We start from the raw sequence: 21568 nt of genomic DNA on the forward strand, positions 1-21568 counted from the left end.
ATATTTCATGCACGGCCCTTTCATTTTTCATAAATTTTAGGAAATAATGTGAATTATTTTACCTAAATTGATGATTAATAATGTAGATGTTAAAATTTTTTGATATGCGAAGGAGAGTACATTTATGAAGAAGACACTTTTTAAGTTTTGGATTATTATTTTATCTTGTTTTATGGTTTTAAGTAATGCATCTCTACTAGCCTATAGTGAAGATATCAGTGATAATGAAAAGAATGATATTGCGAATAGCTTTAGATATACCGATGGAGAAACTAGAGAAGGACATTCTATGAGTCTCTTTCTAAGTTCGGCAGTTGATTCTTCGTGGCCTCAGGATTCAAAAGCTATCGCAAAAGGTATTGATGTAAGTACCCATAATGAAAAGATTGACTGGAGAAGAGTAAAACAATCAGGTGTTGATTATGCGATTATTCGATGTGGATATGGTACAAATGAAACATCTCAGGATGACAAGAGATGGGAAGAGAATGTAAAGGGATGTGTAGAAAACAATATTCCTTATGGTGTGTATTTGTATTCTTATGCAGATACTGTCGCTAAGGCTTCTAGTGAAGCAGATCATGCGATTCGCTTATTACAAGGCAAGAAGTTAAGCTATCCTGTTTATTATGATTTAGAAGAATATGCAGTGCGTAATAAAGTGAGTAAGACAGGCATTGGTGATATTGCGGAAACATTCTGCAATAAGTTATCTGCAAAAGGATATACAGTAGGTATTTATGCCAGCAAGGATTGGTTTACGAATTACTTAACAGACAGTCGATTCTCTTCCTGGACGAAGTGGGTTGCACAATATAACAGTACTTGTACTTATACTGGTACTTATGATATGTGGCAATGTTCTTCTACTGGTAGCGTACCTGGAATTTCAGGACGTGTCGATCTGAACTATGCGTATAAGACGTTTAATGGTCCATCTAATGTGAATAAACCTCAATATTCTGATGGATTACATCAAGTCAATGGTGGACTTTACTATTATACAAATAACCAGATCAATAAATCTTATAATGGTATCGCATCCTATAATGGTAATGATTATCTGGTTGTGAATGGTAAGGTGGATACTTCTAAAACTGGATTTACCCAAGCAGGTGTGAACTGGTATATGTTGAATGCAGGTAAGGTGAATAAGAACTTTACTGACCTGTATTACTACAATAAGAACTGGTTCTATATCAATAAAGGTGTATTGGATTGGTCATTTAATGGTCCGGTTCCATACAACAACAATATCTATTATGTAGAAAGCAGCATGATTACCTGGAAGTATAATAATGTAGCAGCTTATAATGGCATTAAATATTACTTCTCAAGTAGTCAGATTGATTATGGATTTAATGATTTATTCTATACGGGTGATACCTGGTATTATATAAAAGGTGGAAAAGTAGATACAGGATTTAATAGTCTCTACTATTTCAATAATAATTGGTATTATATAGAAAATGGGCAAATTACCTGGACCTATACAAGTCTAGTTAAATATAATGGAGTTATTTATTATGTTGATCGTAGTATGATTAGATGGAATCATCGAGGCTTAGTAGAATCAAATGGTACTTTGTATTATGTTTCAAATAGTATGGTTGATTATAATTTCAATGACCTTTATGAACAGGATGGAAAATACTACTATATTAAGAATGGTCAGGTAGATAAGAGTTATACTGGTATTTGTAAATATAATGGTAAACGATATTATATTGAGAATGGTGTGATTAATTCGCAATATACAGGTGTTGTAGAGAATGGTGGAAATTATCTCTATGTCACTAAGGGAATTGTAGATGAAAATTATACCGCATTAACTTACTATAAGAACAACTGGTATTATTTTGATAATGGTTCAGTTAACTGGAACTACAGCAACTTAATTCTTTACAACAACATTTGGTACTATATTCATAAAGGTATGATTCATTGGGACTACAATGGTGTTGTTCAGTACTATCAGACAAAATATTGTGTGAAGAATGGTGAGGTTGCCTGGAATTATACAGGACTTGCACAAAGTGAAGATGGTACTTGGTACTATATTAAGAAGGGTGTTGTAGATTATAGTCATTCAGGACTTATTTATTATAATAATGAATGGTTCTATGTGGATCATGGTGTGATCAACTGGGATTATTGTAGTTTAGTTCTTTATGATAAGAGATGGTATTATGTGGATCATGGAAAAATTAATTGGGGCTATACTGACTTAGTGAAATATGGAGAAACATGGTACTATGTGAGAAATGGTGAAGTAGATTGGAATTTTACTGATGTCGTTTATTATTATGGCACTTGGTATTATGTGAAGAAAGGTAAGCTTGATTGGAACCACACAGGCTTATTCCAACACTCAGGTACTTGGTATTATGTAAAAGATGGACGTATCAACTATAGCTATAAAGGTCTTGTTTATCATTCTGGTAATTACTTCTATGTAGAAAATGGTGAGATAAACTGGAACTTCAATGGTTATGCCCAGGTGAACAATAAAGGAACTTACTATAAAGTAGTTAATGGTAAACGTGTTTAGAAATGATGAGTATGATCGATATCCTCCTATTAGGAGGATATTTTTTATGAGAAGAATTATTTACCTAAAAAAAGTGGATAAAGGGATATGTTTAGAGGAGTATTTAAACATTAAGTATAATAAAAATACAATCTGATACAAATAATTGATTATAAAGAACTATAAGGGTAGAATAAATATGGGATGATAATCCTATTCTAAAGAAAGGAGGCGACATTTCATGAAGAAACTAAGTAAGTTGTTATTAGGCTTGATTTTATCTTTTATGGTTATTCAGGTACCTCTTGCTTTGAATCATTCTGTTTATGCATTAGATGATGAAACAACAGAAGATGTGATTACACCAAAGTCTGGACTTATGTATGAAGATAATCAGTTTGTCTATTATTCAGATGGAGAAGTAAACAAAGACTTTAAAGGACTCGCTGAGTATGAAGGTGAAAAGTATTATGTACAGAATGGGACTGTAGATACAAAGTTAACTGATGTAGTCTATATTGATGGTACTTGGTACTATATTGATAAGGGTCGCTTGAATGAAGAAACAAGGGATGTTATTTATCATTGTGGTGGATGGTACTTTGTAGAGAATGGTACGATTGACTGGACTTATACAGGTGTAGTAGAACATTGTGGTGGCTACTTCTATGTTGAAAAAGGTCAGATCAACTGGGACTATACTGGTGCATGTAAAACAGATGGTGTTTTATACTACATTCGTAAAGGCTCTCTTGATACGAATAAGAATGGTTTAACATATGTTGATGGGACATGGTTCTTATTAGAAAAAGGTAAATTAAAGACTGATTATACTGGTTTAGTTCAGTATGAAGGTAGATGGTACTATGTTGAGAATGGTATTCTTAATTGGAGTTATACAGGTCTAACAAAGTACTATAGTACATGGTATATGGTTGTGAATGGCCAGTTAGACTGGAAATTCAATGATGTCACTTATTACTTTGGTACTTGGTACTATGTAAAGAATGGTGTTCTTGATTGGAATTATACAGGTTTAACACAACATTGTGGTACTTGGTATTATGTAGACCATGGTAGAATCAATTGGGATTATACAGGCTTAACACAGTATTATAGTACATGGTACATGGTTGTGAATGGACAGTTAGATTGGAATTTCACTAATCTAACTAAATACTATGGTACATGGTATTATGTAGAAAATGGTAAGTTAAACTGGAACTATACTGATTTATTCCAGTACTTTGGTACATGGTATTGTATTAGAGGCGGTGTTCTTGATTGGAACTATACAGGTTTAGCCTATCATGCAGGTAGTTATTACTACATTAATCATGGTGTATTAGATTGGAATTATTCTGGTTTTGCACAGATCGATGGTAAAGGCAGATACTATGAAGTAGTTAATGGTGTGATGGTTTATAGTGCTTTAGATAAGATGCGTGGATTAGTGCGTAATGAAACAAGTCCTACAAACTATATTATACTTGTAGATAGAGCGGCACATCGTGTAGGTATATTTAAGGGTGGTAAGAATAACTGGCAGGATGTACAGTATTATAAGTGCTGTGTTGGTAAACCTTCTACACCTACTGTAAGTGGTACGTATTATGTAGGTATTAAAGGTAAATACTTTAATACAGGCTCAAGAGGTAGATGCTGGTATTATACACAGATTACTGGTAACTACTTATTCCATTCAGTTATCTATGATAGACAGAATACTCCGAAGAATATTATTGATAATGCGATGGATGCAGCAGTCTCTCATGGTTGTGTAAGATTAGATATTAATCATGCGAAATGGATCTATGACAACATTCCTAAGAAGACTAAAGTAATTATTTATTAACATCTCAGGTTCCTCCTATTTAGGAGGAACTTTTTTTGTAGAGTACAATTTAATTGGGAGAATACCTCAATATGATGTATACTTATTCTGTATGAGTGTATCATGGAGGTTTTATGAAAAAAGATAAAGATATATTTGATAGAATCATGGAGTGGAAGATCTTAAGTATCTTTAATCCATTTTATAAGAAATATAAAGAAGTATTACTCTATTTATTCTTTGGTGGTTTAACGACTTTTATTAGCATCGGTTCTTATGCATTCTTTGATATTGGCATGCATATGGATCCAATGATTGCGAATATCTTTTCTTGGATATTAGCGGTATTATTTGCGTATATAACAAACCGTATCTGGGTATTTGATAGTAATGCGGAAGATATGAATGGGATTCTTAGAGAAATGGTTTCTTTCTTTGGAGGACGTGTTGCGACTCTTTTAATGGAAGAAGTCATCTTATATGTGGGTATTAAGTTATTAAGTATGAATAGTATTGGTGTAAAGGTTGCAGCACAGATTCTTGTGCTTATTGGAAATTATTTAATTAGTAAGCTATTTGTATTTAAGAAGTAATGAGGGGTATTTATATGAAAACGAAAAAGATAGAATATATCGATTTAGCGAATGTTATTGCGGCAATTGCAGTTGTATTTCTACATACAAATGGGTGTTTCTGGGAGTTTAATAAATCAAGATATTGGATTACTGCGAACTTAATTGAAAGTGTATTTATTTTTGCAGTTCCTGTATTCTTTATGATTTCAAGTGTGACATTGATGGATTATCAAAAGAGATATGATACAAAGACTTTCTTAAAGAAACGTTTCTCTAAGACAGTGATTCCATTTCTATTCTGGACATTTGTAGGTCTAGTATTTGATATTGTTTTCTTACACACACTTAAACCATCTGATTTAACTTTAAGAGTTCTAGTAGATGGTATTATTAATAATCAATTTGTGAGTATTTATTGGTTCTTTATGCCATTGTTTGGAATCTATTTATCTATTCCTCTATTTGCATCTATTTCGGAAGAAAAAAGAATCGAGCTATTTAAATATTTGTTTATCATTGGATTTATTTTTAATGGAACTATTCCATTCCTTCTATCAGCCTTTCATATTGATATAGCATGGCCTTTAGGAATTAATGTAGTAAGTGGTTATGCAATCTTTGTGGTAATGGGTTATTTGATTCATAAGATAGATTTTACACTTAATCAGAGGTGTATTATTTATATTCTTGGTTTGGCAGGTTTCTTAATGCATTTTGGTGGTACTTATTTTGAATCTTACGCATTAGGTGGTGTGAGTCAGATCTATAAGAATTTAATGCAGACCCCTATTTTGATGTATTCTGGTGCTATTTTCTTATTTATTAAACAGATCAGTAGTAAAGTCATGCAGACTAAAATATCTAAATATGTACAGTTCATTAAAAAATATACATTCCCTATTTATTTAATGCATTATTACATTATTGAAATCTTAAATAGATACCTACATCTTGCGAATTATACAAAGTCAATTATCTATCGTTTAGGTATGCCGCTCGTTGTGATTCCTATCACGATTATTTTAACTGCATTAATTCGAAAATTAAGAGTGGGAAAGAAAGTATTACCATAATTACACAAAAATTACACATAGATGGCCTTGTAATAAGGTATAATAACGGCAATGAGTGAATTACAGGTCATTTTGTGGTATAGTTAACTTAGTACGAACTTGACAATAAGGATGTGAATATGAGATGTATAAAAGGAAACTAAGAGGATGGGCAAAGCATTTAGATTTTTTAATTGCGGACCTGATTTGTTTACAGCTAGCCATTTTTCTAGCTTACTATATGCGTCATGGAATACTTGATTTATATACTAGATCATTGTATGTAAATATCGCTATAGTTATGACATTATTGGATATGTTGATTATTATATTCTTTAATATTTTAAAGAATATTTTAAAGCGTAATAACGTTACAGAAATGATAAAGGTAATAGAGAAATCATTATTATTAATGGTTGTATCTACTGCTTATATTTTCTATGCGCAGAAGGATGATGTATCACGTTTAACTTTAGGTTTTACATGTGTATTTGATGCAATGTTTACTTATATTGTGCATTGTGTTATGAAGCCAATTGTAAGACGTAGAAGAAAGAATAATAAGAAGTCATTGATCGTGATTACAGAGTCTGAGTATATTGATTCTATTACAGAGAATAAGAAAGCATTTGGCTTAGATGAATATCAGAGTGTTGGATTTGCGGTTCTAGATAAGAATATGGAAGGTCAGAAATCACATGGCTGGTCTATTGTCGCGTCTCAGGATACTGTCATAGATTATGTATTGAGACAGTGGATGGATGAAGCATTGGTTATTCTTCCTAGGGAAGGTGTTTTCTCAACTTCTTTAGTTAAAGACTTAGCTGAAATGGGTCTTGCAGTTCATGTAGAAATCAGTGAATATAACTCATTAAAGGGTTATCGTAAACAGTTTGAAAGAATGGGTAAAAACCAGGTATTGACTGTCAGCATGAACTCTATTAATGAATACGACTGGATTGCGAAGAGAATATTAGATATTTTAGGTGGTTTAGTAGGCTGCTTAATTACACTCATTCTAACAATTTTCTTAGCTCCTGCAATTTTTATTGCGTCTCCAGGACCAATCTTCTTTAAACAGAAGAGAGTTGGTAGAAATGGTAAAGTGTTCAATATGTATAAGTTTAGAAGTATGTATATGGACGCTGAAGAACGTAAGAAGGAACTTATGGCGCAGAATAGAGTCAAGGACGGTATGATGTTCAAACTTGAATATGACCCTCGTATTATTGGCTGTAAGAAGAAAGCCGACGGAACTATTAAGAAGGGTGTAGGTAACTTCATTAGAGACTGGTCTCTTGATGAATTTCCGCAGTTCTTTAATGTATTAAAGGGTGATATGAGTTTAGTAGGTACTAGACCTCCTACTCTTGATGAATGGAATAAGTATGAATTACGTCATAGAGCACGTCTTGCATTTAAGCCAGGTATTACAGGTATGTGGCAGGTAAGCGGTAGAAGTAATATCACTGACTTTGAAGAAATCGCAAGATTAGATAAAGAATATATCAAGAACTGGAAGTTCAGTCTTGATATTCAGATCTTATTGAAGACAGTACAGGTTGTTTTCAAAAAAGAAGGATCAATGTAAAGGAGTAATGAATATGCCATCAGTAAAGATTATTATTGCGACACATAAGAAGTATCGTATGCCTGATGATGAGATGTATGTTCCTGTACAGGTAGGTGCAGAAGGTAAGGATGATCTTGGATATACACGTGATAATACAGGTGATAATATTTCTTCTTTAAACCCACAGTTCTGTGAGTTAACAGGATTATATTGGGCTTGGAAGAATTTAGATGCAGATTATGTAGGTTTAGCGCATTATCGTAGACATTTTAGAGGTAAGAAGAAAACAAAGGATCCATTTGATTGTGTTCTTACTTCTAAGGAAGCAGAAGAATTATTAAAGGACAATGATATCTTAGTGACTAAGAGACGTAATTATTATATTGAAACAATTTATGATCATTATGTTCATACACTTTATCCAGAACCACTCGATGAAACAAGAAAGATTATTGAAGAGAAGTGTCCAGAGTATTTACCAGCTTTTGATAAACATATGAAAGAAAAGACAATGCATGCTTTTAATATGTTTGTGATGAAGAAAGAATATTTTGATGCTTATTGTGAATGGTTATTTGGTATTTTATTTGAATTGACAAAGAGATTTGAAGATGCTGAATATAATAGTTTCCATGCACGTTATCCAGGTAGAATTAGTGAATTATTATTAGATGTCTGGATGATGGAGAACGGTTATTCATGTAAGGAAGTGCCATTTGTTTATATGGAAAAGATCAACATGTTTAAAAAGGGAATGGGATTTTTAAAGGCTAAGTTCTTACATAAGAAGTATGGGGAGAGTTTTTAATGAGTTTATTTAAGAAAATAGTGACACTTGTACTCGCAATGAGTTTGATGACTGGATGTTCTTTGACTAATAATGCGGATTCACAGAAGGTATTTAATTTTGCAGATTCTGGTTATGTGACTTCACTTGATGCATCAAAGGCTATTGATGAAACATCTACGAATGTGATTCAGGCTTTTGGTGATGGTTTATATGCTTATAATGTGAAAAGTAAGTTAAAGCCTGCCATTGCGAAAAGCATGAAAGTCAGTGATGATGGTAAAACATATACTTTCGAAATTAGAAAGAATGTGAAATGGTCTAATGGGGATCCTGTGACTGCAGAGGACTTTGTATATGCATGGAAGAGAGCCTTATCTATGCGTTCTGATGCATCTAAGCTTCTTACATCTTATGGTGCAGCCATTGCAGGAGCAGATGAAATCTACAACGGTAGAAAGTCTGCAGATACATTAGGGGTTTATGTGAAGGATAAGAAGTTAGTCGTTAATCTTGCTTATAAGACATCACGTTTTATGGATTTAGTGACTCAGCCAGTATTCTTCCCATTAAATCAGAAGTTTGTAGAAGCACAGGGAGATCAGTATGCAACTTCTCCTAAGACATTATTGTCATGTGGGACATATAAGGTGTCTTCTATTTCTAAAGATAAGATTACTTTAAAGAAGAATAAGACATGTTATATCGCAAAGAAGACAAATATCGATTGTATTAATATGTATTTTGGAATCAGTAATGAAGATAAGATCAAGATGTTTGATGAAGGTAAGATTGACTTTGCGGCAGTGACTGGTGAAAATGCGAAGAAGTATGATGGTAAAGATTCAAGTACTGCAGATCCTGATAGTGTTATTTGGGATTTAGTGCCTAATTTCAAGGATCAGTATTTATCAGATGAAAGAGTACGTGAAGCAATGTCTTTATTACTTGAAAGAAAGAAATACAATAAACAGGTATTGCATGATGGAAGTCATAAGGCACAGGGATTACTTCCTATGGGAATCTGTTTCAACTCTAATAAGCAGTTTATTAGAGATGCTTCTAGTTATAAATTAAAGTATGACAAGAAAGAAGCAAAGAAAACTTTAAGTAAGCTTCTTAATGAATACAAATTGAAGAAATTCACATTTACTTTAACTTATACAAATGATTATCCAGCAACTAAGGCAATTGCGGATAAGATTAAAGATGATCTTGAAGCAACAAAACAAATCAAGGTGTATTTAAAAGAAGTAAATACTGTAGATTATAATCAGGCAGAACTTTCTTTATTACGTATCAAGGGTGTATGTAATGATGCTTATGATTATCTAGCCCCTCTTGCAGTCAATAACCAGGGTATTAATCATTATGCGAATAATGAATTCAATAACTACTTTAGAACTGCAGTGAACGCAAAGGATCAAGATGAACGTTACTATGCATTCTTAAATGCAGAAAGAGTCGCAATGCGTGACTATGCATTCATTCCAGTTGTCCATCAGGGACAGAGATACTTAATTAATATGGGTGTCACTGATTTGATTCGTAATTTCTGTGGTGCCCCATATAGCTTTAGATATATGTATATGCGTTAATGAGGGGGAGCGTAATTTGAAAGAAAAAGGTTTATTGCATAAAATACAAACTTCTAATTTTGGTATGTTGATGTTTGGTCTTTATTATTTTACATTATGGTTAGATTTATCTACTGTAAGTCATAGTTTTCCAAAAGCAGTTGTATTAATTAAACTGTTAAGATATTTGTGTTATCTATATTTTATATTCATTATATTCAGCAGATTAATAAGACTTGATATTGGTGAATATATCAATAAAATCAAATCATTTAATTCAAGACAATGGGTATTATTTGGTTTGTCTTTAGTTGCAGTAATAAGTATAGTGATTAATTTTGTTTTAACAAAAAACAAAACGTTGATATTCTTATTGCTCGCATTATGTTATGCTGCATGTTTTGATTTTGATTCTATGGTTGATTCAGTTACTAATATGCAGTTTCTAGTAATGGTTTTATTTATTACACTATGCTCATTTGGTATATTGTATGACTACGTTAATATGAGAACTGATGGAACAGCACGTCATTCTTTAGGATTTGGATATCCTACATACTTGGCACAATTAGTTTTGTTTTATATACTCCATGCGTCATATAGATGTAGATTTAAAGTTGATTTTAAGGAAATTGGTGTATATCAGTTATTAGTGTTATTTACTTATTTTGTAACAAACTCTAGAACTGAATTCTTAGTATCAGAATTAATAGTATTTTGTTTAGTATTAAATAAGTTTAACATTACTAAAAAGATAGAGAAATTGGTTGATGTTGTCAAAAAGTTGTTTTCATCATTATTCATTCTTTATCCAATTGGAAGTTTTGTGATTGTAAATATATTTGGTTATGCATTTAATCATGCTGACATCAATAGTTTTCTATTTAAGGCTTTTTCAAAGTTGAATGATGTATTATCTAACAGACTTTATCAGACATTTTATAACTTTAAAAGATCAGGATATAGTTTGTTTGGAAGTAATATAGATTTGGTTGGTTATTCATTAGATAATGCGAAAGAATATAGTATTATTCGAAGCAATTTCATTGATAATGAATACATGAGACTCTTGTTTGAAAATGGATGGATTTTCTTTATTTCATTCTTCATTATTTTAGCTGCAGTAATCTGGTATCTTTATAAGAATAAGAAAGACGGATTATTGTTCATTGCATTTATTACTACAACATTCAGTTTATTGAATCCTAGAATTACTTCACTTACATTTTCAATATTCTGTTTAACAATTATACCAGTACTAAATGATTTACTATTTAACCAAGGAGGACACTTAGATGAGTAAATATGATTATCTAGTAGTAGGATCAGGTCTTTATGGTGCTATTTTTGCCCATGAAGCAAATAAACGAGGAAAGAAGGTTCTTGTCATTGATAAGAGACCAAACATTGCAGGAAATATCTATACTGAAGAAGTAGAAGGTATCAATGTACATAAGTATGGTGCACATATCTTCCATACAAATAATAAGGAAGTATGGCAGTATATCACTCAGTTTGCAGAGTTCAACAGATTCACAAACTCACCTGTTGCAAACTATAAGGGAGAACTTTATTCACTTCCATTCAACATGTATACATTCAATAAGATGTGGGGAGTAGTGACTCCAGAAGAAGCTGCTGCAAAGATTGAAGAACAGAGACAGGAAATCAAGGGAGAACCAAAGAACCTTGAAGAACAGGCTATCTCACTTGTAGGTAGAGATATCTATGAAAAGCTCATCAAAGGCTATACAGAAAAGCAGTGGGGAAGACCATGTACAGAACTTCCATCATTCATCATCAAGAGATTACCAGTAAGACTTACTTTTGATAATAACTACTTCAATGCGTTATATCAGGGTATTCCAATGGGTGGCTATACAAAGATGGTAGAAAACATGTTGGAAGGTATTGAAGTAAGATTGAATACAGATTACCTAGAAAACAAGGAAGAACTAGACAGCCTTGCAGATAAGGTTGTTTATACAGGACCTATTGATGCTTACTTCAACTATAAGCTAGGTGCATTAGAATACAGATCAGTCAGATTTGAAACAGAAGTATTAGATAAGCCAAATTTCCAGGGAAATGCGGCAGTGAACTATACAGACGCAGAGACTCCATGGACAAGAATTATTGAACATAAATGGTTTGAATTCGGTACACAGCCTAAGACTGTCATCAGTAGAGAATACAGCTCTGAATGGAAGCTAGGAGATGAACCATACTATCCAGTCAATGATGAAAAGAATGGTGCCTTATATGCAGAATATAAGAAGCTAGGCGAAGCAGAAACTAAAGTGATCTTTGGTGGAAGACTAGGAGAATATAAGTATTATGATATGGATGCAGTTATTGCAGCTGCATTAGACAGAGTTAAAAAGGAATTTAATTAATTCCTTTTTTCTATATATGGACTTATAATATACATATATTTACGAGGTGATGCGAAATGAAAAAGGTATTAGTTTTTGGGATGACTGATAATCCAGGTGGTATGGAAAGCGTCATTATGAATTATTACAGACATATTGATCGTTCAGTTTTACAATTTGAATTCCTATGTAATACAGAAAAAGTAGCATATGAAGATGAAATCAGAAAACTGGGTGGTGTTATTCATAATATATGTGCCAGAAGTAAGAATTTAAAACAATATAAACATGATATGAAAGATTTCTTCGAAAACAATGCTGATAAATATTGTGCATTATGGTTTAATACATGTTCTTTATCAAATATTGATTATTTACTATATGCAAAAAAATATCATATTCATAAAAGAATTATACATTGTCATAATGCGGCAAATGGTGGAGACTCTTTTTTAAGAAATCTACTTCATAAATATCATCAAAGAAAAGTATTTAAGTATGCAACAGATTTTTGGACTTGTAATCAGGATTCTGATTTATGGTTCTTTGGAAAAGCTAGTGAAGAACTTCCAAATTATAGAGTCATTTATAATGCGATTGATTTAGACTATTTTGCACCTAGTGATGAAGTAAGAAAAGATTATAGAAGTAAATTGAATATTTCTAATGAGATTTTACTTGGACATGATGGAAGATTTCATTATCAAAAGAATCAGGAATTCTTAATTAAAGTAATGAATGAATTAAACCAAAGATATCCAGATAAATATAAGCTAATATTAATTGGACAAGGTGAAAGCATGAAGATGATTCAAGATATGATTAATGAATATCATCTTCAGAATTCAGTAATATTACCTGGTGTTGTAAGTAATGTGAATGATTATTTACAAGCAATGGATATTTTTTGCTTCCCTTCTCGTTTTGAGGGATTAGGACTTTCATTAGTAGAAGCAGAAGCAAATGGATTACCTTGTGTTATTTCTAATACTATTCCTAAAGAAGCTGTTGTGAATAAAGCAGTAGATGCACTAGGTATTGAAGATAGTAATATTAATGAATGGGTAGATAGCATAGAAGCCTTTTCAAAAACTAGTAAATGTTTAAATAGAGAAGATTTTATAAATAATCATTATGATATCGATTTAGAAGCAAAGGTAGTACAAGATATTTTATTACAAACTAATTAATTATCTTCAACTTTTATGTATTTTGATTTATAATGATTCCGTTTTTGCACAAGGAAAGAGAGGTCTTGTATGAAAAAGCAGAAATCACTTAAGTTGAATTTCATTATGAATGCATTACTTACAATGTCTTCATTCATATTCCCACTTATTACATTCCCATATGTATCGAGAGTATTAGGACCTACAGGAACAGGTCAGGTTAACTTTGCGACATCATTGATTACTTATTTCTCTATGTTTGCACAGTTAGGTATTCCAACATATGGTATCAAAGTATGTGCACAGGTAAGAGATGATCATGAAAAATTAACAAGAACAACACAGGAATTACTAATTATTAATCTTGTCATGACCGTAGTCTCTTATATTGCGTTTATTATTGCGTTATTCACAGTACCAAAGCTTGCATCTGATAAGATATTGTATGTGATTACTAGTAGTACTATCTTACTTACTACAATAGGTATGGAATGGCTCTATAAAGCACTAGAACAATATACATATATCACTATCCGTTCTATTATCTTCAAGTTTATCGGACTTGTTGCAATGTTCATGTTAGTACGAACAAAAAACGACTATGTGATGTATGCGGGTATTACAGTATTTGCGGCGAGTGCTTCATTTGTGCTTAACTTATTAAATGCCCATAAGTATATTGGGTTAAAACCAGTTGGACATTATAACTTTAAAAGACATTTTAAGCCAGTCGCTATCTTCTTTGCGATGAGTTGTGCAACTACAATCTATACTAATCTAGATTCAGTTATGTTGGGTTTCATGGCTACTAATGCAGATGTTGGTTACTATGGTGCAGCCGTCAAGATCAAGAATATTTTAGTATCCATTGTTACGTCATTAGGTACTGTATTACTTCCAAGAGCGGCTTATTATATTGAACATCAGCAGATGGATGAATTTAAGAAGTTGAGTAGAAAGGCATTAAACTTTGTATTCCTAGTCGCTTTACCAATGATGATTTATTTCATGCTTTTCGCAAAGCAGGGAATCTATTTCCTATCAGGTGATGCTTTTGGACCAGCCGTTGTGCCAATGCAGCTTATTATGCCTACCCTGCTTCTTATTGGTATTACCAATATTTTAGGTATTCAGATTCTTGTACCATTAGGATATGAAAAAGCTGTACTTGTATCTGAAATAGTTGGTGCAGTGATTGACTTAGTAGTGAATGCATTATTGATTCCAGTATATCAATCAAGTGGTGCAGCCATTGGTACATTACTTGCAGAATTTGCAGTTATGGTCGTACAGTGTGTTGCGTTAAAGAATGAAATCAAAACAGCCTTTAGTGATATTAAATACTTAAAGATTATTCTTGCGATTATTCTTGCATCACTTGCATCTTTCTGGGTGACTGCATTAAATCTACATGTATTTATTACACTCGTTATTTCAGCTATCTTGTTCTTTGGTGTATATGGTCTTGTACTCATTATCATGAAAGAAAAACTTGTAATTGAAATATTGACACAAATCTTTAGTAAGTTAAAACATAAAAGCGCATAATCTGCGCTTTTTGACTTATAAAACAATAAAGGGTATACTTTTATTGTAATGACTAATGGATATGAATGATGTAAAATAATTATATTCATACGAAGGAGGAAATCAGAGATATGCCTGATAAACAGAGAATCGGTATTTTAGGAGCTGGTACATGGGGTATGGCTCTCGCAAGAATGCTTGCTGATTGTGATAAGGAAGTTACAGTGTGGTCTGCACTTCCACAGGAAGTAGAACAATTAAGTACTACGCATACACATCCGAAACTTCCTGGTGTGGATTTTCCTGAAACCATTCGTTATACAACAGATATAGAAGAAGCATGTACTGATCAGAATATTATTATGTTTGCAGTTCCTTCTATATTTGTAAGAAGCACAGCTGAGAAGGCTAAACCTTATATTAAAGACCATCAGATTATTGTGGATGTTGCGAAAGGTATTGAAGCAGATACATTCATGACCCTCACTGAAGTGATTGAAGATGTACTTGATAATGACACATTACATTTAGTTGCTTTATCTGGACCAACTCATGCCGAAGAAGTAGCAAGAGGATTGCCTACTGCCATCGTATCAGCATGTAAGAATCTAGATGCGGCTAAATATGTACAGAAGTTCTTCAGTAGTCCATTTATGCGAGTTTATACAAATAACGATGTAAAAGGAATTGAAATCTGTGGTGCATTAAAAAATATTATTGCGTTAGCTGCAGGTATTTCTGGAGGCTTAGGCTATGGAGATAATGCCCGTGCTGCTTTAATCACAAGAGGTCTTGCTGAAATGGAGAGACTGGGTGGTAGAATTGGATGTACACCACATACATTTAGTGGATTAACAGGTATGGGTGATTTAATTGTCACTTGTACAAGTGAATTTAGTAGAAACAACCAGGCTGGTCATTTGATTGGTGAAGGAAAGACACCTGCAGAAGCAGTGAAAGAAGTTGGCATGGTTGTAGAAGGAATTAATGCATTACCAGCAGCTGTTCAACTTGCGGAAACTTATAAAGTGGATATGCCTATTGTGATGACTGTCAATGAAATCGTTAATGAAGGCTTGAATCCAAAGGATGCAGTGAATGCATTATTACAGAGAGATTTAAAATCAGAAACACCTCTTCCATCTATTAATGATGTATTTGAAGAGTCAGTATTAAGAAAGACGAGGAAAAGTGGAATGAAGAGAGTTATTACTTATGGTACTTTTGACTTATTACATTATGGTCATATCAATCTATTAAGAAGAGCAAAAGAATTAGGAGATTACCTAATTGTTGGTTTATCAACAGATGAATTCAACTGGAATGAAAAACAGAAGAAATGTTATTTTACATATGAACAGAGAAAACAGCTACTTGAATCAGTAAGATATGTAGATTTAGTTATCCCTGAATGTGGATGGGATCAGAAACGTAAAGATGTTCATGAATATCACGTTGATACATTTGTTATGGGGGATGACTGGAAAGGTCAGTTTGACTTCTTAGAAGAAGAAGGCGCTGAAGTCGTTTATTTACCAAGAACTCCTGAAATCAGTACTACAAGAATCAAAAAAGACTTGAATAAATAGTCATAATTTAACTTGTGAATGAAAATGATATGTAATTTTTGTGTATTTATCCCGTTAAAGGTTTTCATTTTTTCATTTACGAGTATAATGACGAATGAACCCGAATATTAGGAGGTAGTTATGAAATTTATTACATCACGTGCCTTGATTCTAGGTATCCAGGCTGTTGTGAGTGCAGTGCTCGCATTCTTTGTGGTGAAGATTGGAATCTTACCAACAAAGTATTTAATGGCTGCATTTGCAATACTCGTTGTATTATGGCTATTAATGTTATTGTTTACTAAGCCATCAAAGAAAAACAAAGTTGGAAGACCTTTAGTAGGTAAAATAGTTTCTCTTGTATTAAGTATCGCAATGGTTTTTGGTACTAGTAAAATCATCAAAGGTGACTCATTCCTTTCATCTCTTACTAATGTAGGTACTGAAACAACTACTTATTCTTTAGTTGTACTAAAGAGCAGTGGTTATAAGACTGTTTCTTCATTAAAAGGTAAAACAATCGATTATTATACAAACGATAAAAAGAAAGCTATGGAAGTAAAAGATGAGTTACAGAAACAGATTAAATTTCATGGTAATGGAGAAGAAGATAACGCTAAGTTAGCATCAGATTTATATACTGGTGATTGTGATGCAATTCTTTTAAATGAAAGTTATCGTGATTTAATCAAGGAAACATATAGTAACTTTGATTCAAAGACTAAAGTATTATGGCAGACTAAGCTTGTAGAAAAAGTTGAAAATACTGCATCTGATATTAACGTTACTAAGAAACCTTTCGTATGTTATATCAGTGGTGTTGACTCACGTGGCGGTGTAAATGAAAACAGCCGTTCAGATGTTAACTTATTAGTGACTGTTAATCCAAATAATGGTCAGATCTTAATGACAAGTATTCCAAGAGACTACTATGTAAAACTTGCAAACTGTGGTAAGAAAGATAAATTAACACATTCTGCTTTATATGGTGGTACAGATAACAGTGTAAAGACTATTGAAGACTTCTTAGATATCGATATTGATTTCTATGCAAGAGTTGATTTCCAGTCAGTTATCCAGTTAGTTGATGCACTTGGTGGTATTGATATTTATTCTGATAAGGCATTTATTCCATATACAGACCATGGTATTAAGATTCCTGAAGGTAATGTTCATATGAATGGTCGTATGGCACTTGCTTTCGCAAGAGAACGTTATACTTATAAGTCTGGTGACCAGCATAGAACTGAAAACCAGCAGGCTGTATTACAGGCTATTATCAAGAAAGCAGTATCTCCAAAGATTCTTACTAACTATAGTGAAATCTTAGATTCTATCAAAGATACATTCACTACAAATATGCCATCTTCAAGCATCAGAGCTTTAGTTAATAAGCAGTTAGATGACAATATCAAATGGGATTTCCAGAAATCATTCTTAAAGGGTGAAGGTGTCATCCAGACAGGTGGATATTCAATGCCTAAGACTAGATTATGGTATTGCATCCCAGATGAAGAAAGTATCAAATTAAATTCTAAGTATATCAACGCTATGTGTGATGGTAAGAAGATCGATACTGAAAAGAAAATCTTTGATGTAGAAAAAGCTGAAAAAGAAGCAAAAGAAAATAACTAATTAAGAGACGGGGGCTTGGATAGCCCTCGTTTTGTATTACAAATTATGGTATTATTGAAGAGACGAAAGAAGGACATCAATATGAAATATGATTATCTAGTAGTAGGATCAGGTCTTTATGGTGCTATTTTTGCCCATGAAGCAAATAAACGAGGAAAGAAGGTTCTTGTCATTGATAAGAGACCTAACATTGCAGGAAATATCTACACTGAAGAAGTAGAAGGTATCAATGTACATAAGTATGGTGCACATATCTTCCATACAAATAATAAGGAAGTATGGCAGTATATCACTCAGTTTGCAGAGTTCAACAGATTCACAAACTCACCTGTTGCAAACTATAAGGGAGAACTTTATTCACTTCCATTCAACATGTATACATTCAATAAGATGTGGGGAGTAGTGACTCCAGAAGAAGCTGCTGCAAAGATTGAAGAACAGAGACAGGAAATCAAGGGAGAACCAAAGAACCTTGAAGAACAGGCTATCTCACTTGTAGGTAGAGATATCTATGAAAAGCTCATCAAAGGCTATACAGAAAAACAATGGGGAAGACCATGTACAGAACTTCCATCATTCATTATCAAGAGATTACCAGTAAGACTTACTTTTGATAATAACTACTTCAATGCGTTATATCAGGGTATACCAATGGGTGGCTATACGAAGATGGTAGAAAACATGTTGGAAGGTATTGAAGTAAGATTGAATACAGATTACCTAGAAAACAAGGAAGAACTAGACAGCCTTGCAGATAAGGTTGTTTATACAGGACCTATTGATGCTTACTTCAACTATAAGCTAGGTACATTAGAATACAGATCAGTCAGATTTGAAACAGAAGTATTAGATAAGCCAAATTTCCAGGGAAATGCGGCAGTGAACTATACAGACGCGGAAACTCCATGGACAAGAATTATTGAACATAAATGGTTTGAATTCGGTACACAGCCTAAGACTGTCATCAGTAGAGAATACAGCTCTGAATGGAAGCTAGGAGATGAACCATACTATCCAGTCAATGATGAAAAGAATGGTGCCTTATATGCAGAATATAAGAAGCTAGGCGAAGCAGAAACTAAAGTGATCTTTGGTGGAAGACTAGGAGAATATAAGTATTATGATATGGATGCAGTTATTGCGGCTGCGTTAGATAAAGTAAAAGAGGTATTTGAATAATGAAAAATTTAGTATCTATTATTATTCCTGTATATCGTGGGAATCCTGTATATTTTAATAAGACAATTGAAAGCTGTTTAAGTCAGACTTATAAAAATGTAGAAGTGATTATTATTGATAATGGGTTTAATGATGAATTACAGGATACATTGAATGAATTAAATACAAAAGAAAATGTGACAGTTATTAAGAATTCTAAGAGTGGTGTATGTTCAGGTAGAAACCTTGGTGTAAAGAATGCGAAAGGTGACTATATTATGTTTCTAGATGCAGATGACTGGATTGAAAGTAATGCCTGTAAAATACTTCTAAATCATGCAGTAGAAGCTGAAGCAGATTGTGTTATCTGTAATTATAGTAGAGATTATAGTGATCATAGTGAAAAGATGCTTCATTATATAAGAGATACAATGTACAGTGACTGGAAGGATTATTTAAAGGATCTTTTAAATGTTCAGGCGGGTGTAGGATTCTGTTGGGGAAAATTGATTAAAGCCTCTACTATTGAAGATGTATTATTAAATGAAGAATTGAGTCTTGCAGAAGATGCAGAATATTGTGCACGTGCTTCACAGAAGTGGAACGTAATTGTGGGAGATGAGCATCCACTTGTTCATTATGTATTTAATGATCAGTCTGCTGTACGTAAGTTTGATACAGCTTATGCAGATAAGTTCCTCTTATCTATGAAAGCAGTAGAAGAAGATTTAAAAGATGTTATGGCAGAGGACAAGAATATAGAAACATTATTCTATAACTTTGTAAGTTATCATGTTTTACTTATTCTTGTGAATTACTGTGCACATCCACAAAATAAAGATAATGCGATGTCTTCTTTAAATACATTAATGAAGAATGATTTATTTAAACGTGCTGTAAAGAACTCTAACTATAATGGTATCTCTATTACACGTAAAGTACCATTATGGTTCTTAAAGCATAAGATGAATAGATTCGCATTACTTGTAGGACAAGTAAGACAGAAACAATTTTCTAAGAGTAAATAAGGAGAGTAAAATGGAAAAGTATTATTTAAATTTAACAGCTGATAATAAATTTGACGCAGGGTCAAAAGCAGTAAAAGACTGTTATCAGATTTTAAAAGAAAATGGGTTTAAAAACTATGACATTAACAACAAAAAAGAGGGAAATAAAGTAATAAAAAAGTTATATAACATTTGTGCTTTAAGAAAGTTCTATGGGTTCCCAAATGATTCTCTTATTGTTTTTCCTCATCCGATTTACACAGAAACTCAGTATATTAATATATTGAAAAAAATTAAGAAAAAGAAAAATTTAACTTATGTATTTTTAATTCATGATTTAGAAACCTTAAGAGGATTATTCCTTGATGATAGGGAAAAGTTTGAATTATGGGATAAGACAATGCTTGAAATTGCAGATTATATTATCTCTCATAATGACAAAATGACAGAATACTTAATTGATTATGGAATTCCTAGAGATAGAATTTTTGATTTAGAAGTATTTGACTATTTATATCCAAATGAAAATACTATAACTTATGATAAATCAGTATTATTAGCAGGTAACTTAAACCCTCAAAAGAGTAATTATATTAGTCAGTTAAAGAATATCAAAAATGTAAATTTTGAGTTATATGGTGTCAACTGCAGTGATGAATGTTTAGCTGATAACGTGAACTATAATGGTGCTTTCCCACCTGATGATGTTCCTGCTCAATTAACAAAAGGTTTTGGTTTAGTTTGGGACGGGTCATCTGTTGATGAATGTACAGGTAATACAGGTAATTATTTGCGTTATAACAATCCACATAAACTTTCTTTATATCTTGCATCAGGTATTCCAGTTATTGTATGGAAACAGTCTGCTGAAGCAGGATTCGTAGAAAAATACAATGTTGGTTTTGCGGTAGAGTCACTTAATGAATTAACTGATATTATGAGTGATATGACAGAAGAAAAGTACTTTGATATTGTGAAAAATGTGAAGGATGTTTCTAACAAAGTACGTAACGGATATTTCTTAAGTAAATCACTAGAAACAATCAAAAAGCTATAATCGTTAATACAGAATCTAAGAAGATGCAGGATTTCTTCTTATCACTATAAACCTTCGTGAGAAGGTTTTTTAATGGTGTGCCGGGCATGGCACTAATTCAGTCGGAGATAGTCCGACCACAGGTAGTTACCGCCAAGTGTAGTG

Annotated in this window: 16 protein-coding genes and 1 pseudogene; all 17 read left to right on the forward strand. The window is 32.7% G+C overall.

Translation table 11 applies throughout. From position 1 onward, the window contains the following. Positions 1 to 124 precede the first annotated feature (124 nt). The 17 genes and pseudogenes from ACFOZZ_RS05510 to ACFOZZ_RS05590 all read left to right on the forward strand — a co-directional run bounded on the left by ACFOZZ_RS05510 (position 125) and on the right by ACFOZZ_RS05590 (position 21424). A complete protein-coding gene (locus ACFOZZ_RS05510) occupies positions 125 to 2551 on the forward strand; it encodes a GH25 family lysozyme (protein WP_376814878.1) in 2427 nt (808 codons plus the stop codon). A gap of 220 nt (positions 2552 to 2771) precedes the next feature. Continuing rightward, complete coding sequence (locus ACFOZZ_RS05515) at positions 2772 to 4385, forward strand: L,D-transpeptidase family protein (RefSeq protein ID WP_279080189.1); 1614 nt, start codon at positions 2772 to 2774, stop codon at positions 4383 to 4385. Between the two features lie 113 nt (positions 4386 to 4498). After that, positions 4499 to 4957, forward strand: coding sequence for a GtrA family protein (locus tag ACFOZZ_RS05520; RefSeq protein ID WP_278861070.1), 459 nt, complete (start codon positions 4499 to 4501; stop codon positions 4955 to 4957). 14 nt (positions 4958 to 4971) lie between these two features. Further along, positions 4972 to 6012 (forward strand): acyltransferase, encoded by a 1041-nt coding sequence (locus tag ACFOZZ_RS05525; RefSeq protein WP_376814879.1) that lies wholly within the window; start codon positions 4972 to 4974, stop codon positions 6010 to 6012. Between the two features lie 124 nt (positions 6013 to 6136). Further along, complete coding sequence (locus ACFOZZ_RS05530; RefSeq protein WP_070101836.1) at positions 6137 to 7582, forward strand: sugar transferase; 1446 nt, start codon at positions 6137 to 6139, stop codon at positions 7580 to 7582. A 13-nt stretch (positions 7583 to 7595) separates the two neighbouring features. Further along, positions 7596 to 8372, forward strand: a complete 777-nt coding sequence (locus ACFOZZ_RS05535) for a DUF4422 domain-containing protein (RefSeq protein ID WP_055233008.1) — start codon at positions 7596 to 7598, stop codon at positions 8370 to 8372. Next, on the forward strand, positions 8372 to 9949 hold the full coding sequence (locus tag ACFOZZ_RS05540) for a peptide ABC transporter substrate-binding protein (RefSeq protein WP_376814880.1): 1578 nt from the start codon (positions 8372 to 8374) through the stop codon (positions 9947 to 9949). Before ACFOZZ_RS05535 ends, ACFOZZ_RS05540 begins: the two co-directional genes overlap by 1 nt. A gap of 16 nt (positions 9950 to 9965) precedes the next feature. Beyond that, positions 9966 to 11231, forward strand: coding sequence for a hypothetical protein (locus tag ACFOZZ_RS05545; RefSeq protein ID WP_279068337.1), 1266 nt, complete (start codon positions 9966 to 9968; stop codon positions 11229 to 11231). Next, positions 11224 to 12324 (forward strand): UDP-galactopyranose mutase, encoded by a 1101-nt coding sequence (gene glf, locus ACFOZZ_RS05550; RefSeq protein ID WP_376814881.1) that lies wholly within the window; start codon positions 11224 to 11226, stop codon positions 12322 to 12324. Before ACFOZZ_RS05545 ends, glf (ACFOZZ_RS05550) begins: the two co-directional genes overlap by 8 nt. A 56-nt stretch (positions 12325 to 12380) precedes the next feature. Next, positions 12381 to 13493 carry a glycosyltransferase gene (locus ACFOZZ_RS05555; protein ID WP_376814882.1) on the forward strand — a complete coding sequence of 371 codons (1113 nt, stop codon included), beginning with the start codon at positions 12381 to 12383 and terminating at the stop codon, positions 13491 to 13493. A 69-nt stretch (positions 13494 to 13562) separates the two neighbouring features. After that, positions 13563 to 15020 (forward strand): flippase, encoded by a 1458-nt coding sequence (locus tag ACFOZZ_RS05560; RefSeq protein WP_376814883.1) that lies wholly within the window; start codon positions 13563 to 13565, stop codon positions 15018 to 15020. Positions 15021 to 15130: 110 nt separating this feature from the next. Next, positions 15131 to 16117: pseudogene (locus ACFOZZ_RS05565) on the forward strand (NAD(P)H-dependent glycerol-3-phosphate dehydrogenase); the annotation flags it as partial. A 78-nt stretch (positions 16118 to 16195) separates the two neighbouring features. Beyond that, a complete protein-coding gene (tagD, locus tag ACFOZZ_RS05570; RefSeq protein WP_040390148.1) occupies positions 16196 to 16588 on the forward strand; it encodes a glycerol-3-phosphate cytidylyltransferase in 393 nt (130 codons plus the stop codon). A 120-nt stretch (positions 16589 to 16708) separates the two neighbouring features. Next, complete coding sequence (locus ACFOZZ_RS05575; RefSeq protein WP_055234675.1) at positions 16709 to 18202, forward strand: LCP family protein; 1494 nt, start codon at positions 16709 to 16711, stop codon at positions 18200 to 18202. An 81-nt stretch (positions 18203 to 18283) separates the two neighbouring features. Then, the gene (glf, locus tag ACFOZZ_RS05580) at positions 18284 to 19381 is read left to right on the forward strand and encodes a UDP-galactopyranose mutase (RefSeq protein WP_343017931.1); all 1098 of its coding nucleotides are present in this window, start codon (positions 18284 to 18286) and stop codon (positions 19379 to 19381) included. Then, entirely contained in the window at positions 19381 to 20388 is a 1008-nt protein-coding gene (locus ACFOZZ_RS05585) for a glycosyltransferase family 2 protein (protein WP_055233016.1), read from the forward strand. The genes glf (ACFOZZ_RS05580) and ACFOZZ_RS05585 overlap by 1 nt, the downstream gene beginning before the upstream one ends. Positions 20389 to 20398: 10 nt before the next feature. Further along, positions 20399 to 21424, forward strand: coding sequence for a hypothetical protein (locus ACFOZZ_RS05590; protein WP_376814884.1), 1026 nt, complete (start codon positions 20399 to 20401; stop codon positions 21422 to 21424). Positions 21425 to 21568 lie beyond the last annotated feature (144 nt).

The organism is Catenibacterium sp. GCM10023432, from assembly GCF_042651925.1.
In the GTDB taxonomy this organism is placed as follows: Bacteria; Bacillota_I; Bacilli_A; order Erysipelotrichales; family Coprobacillaceae; genus Catenibacterium; species Catenibacterium mitsuoka.

Bases quoted from the DNA above. Each gene is read 5' to 3' on its own strand.
- ACFOZZ_RS05575 (WP_055234675.1), top strand. From the start codon at position 16,709: ATGAAATTTATTACATCACGTGCCTTGATTCTAGGTATCCAGGCTGTT.
- ACFOZZ_RS05535 (WP_055233008.1), top strand. From the start codon at position 7,596: ATGCCATCAGTAAAGATTATTATTGCGACACATAAGAAGTATCGTATG.
- ACFOZZ_RS05585 (WP_055233016.1), top strand. From the start codon at position 19,381: ATGAAAAATTTAGTATCTATTATTATTCCTGTATATCGTGGGAATCCT.
- ACFOZZ_RS05515 (WP_279080189.1), top strand. From the start codon at position 2,772: ATGAAGAAACTAAGTAAGTTGTTATTAGGCTTGATTTTATCTTTTATG.
- ACFOZZ_RS05540 (WP_376814880.1), top strand. From the start codon at position 8,372: ATGAGTTTATTTAAGAAAATAGTGACACTTGTACTCGCAATGAGTTTG.
- ACFOZZ_RS05525 (WP_376814879.1), top strand. From the start codon at position 4,972: ATGAAAACGAAAAAGATAGAATATATCGATTTAGCGAATGTTATTGCG.
- ACFOZZ_RS05590 (WP_376814884.1), top strand. From the start codon at position 20,399: ATGGAAAAGTATTATTTAAATTTAACAGCTGATAATAAATTTGACGCA.
- ACFOZZ_RS05530 (WP_070101836.1), top strand. From the start codon at position 6,137: ATGTATAAAAGGAAACTAAGAGGATGGGCAAAGCATTTAGATTTTTTA.
- ACFOZZ_RS05520 (WP_278861070.1), top strand. From the start codon at position 4,499: ATGAAAAAAGATAAAGATATATTTGATAGAATCATGGAGTGGAAGATC.
- tagD (WP_040390148.1), top strand. From the start codon at position 16,196: ATGAAGAGAGTTATTACTTATGGTACTTTTGACTTATTACATTATGGT.
- glf (WP_343017931.1), top strand. From the start codon at position 18,284: ATGAAATATGATTATCTAGTAGTAGGATCAGGTCTTTATGGTGCTATT.
- ACFOZZ_RS05510 (WP_376814878.1), top strand. From the start codon at position 125: ATGAAGAAGACACTTTTTAAGTTTTGGATTATTATTTTATCTTGTTTT.
- ACFOZZ_RS05560 (WP_376814883.1), top strand. From the start codon at position 13,563: ATGAAAAAGCAGAAATCACTTAAGTTGAATTTCATTATGAATGCATTA.
- ACFOZZ_RS05555 (WP_376814882.1), top strand. From the start codon at position 12,381: ATGAAAAAGGTATTAGTTTTTGGGATGACTGATAATCCAGGTGGTATG.
- glf (WP_376814881.1), top strand. From the start codon at position 11,224: ATGAGTAAATATGATTATCTAGTAGTAGGATCAGGTCTTTATGGTGCT.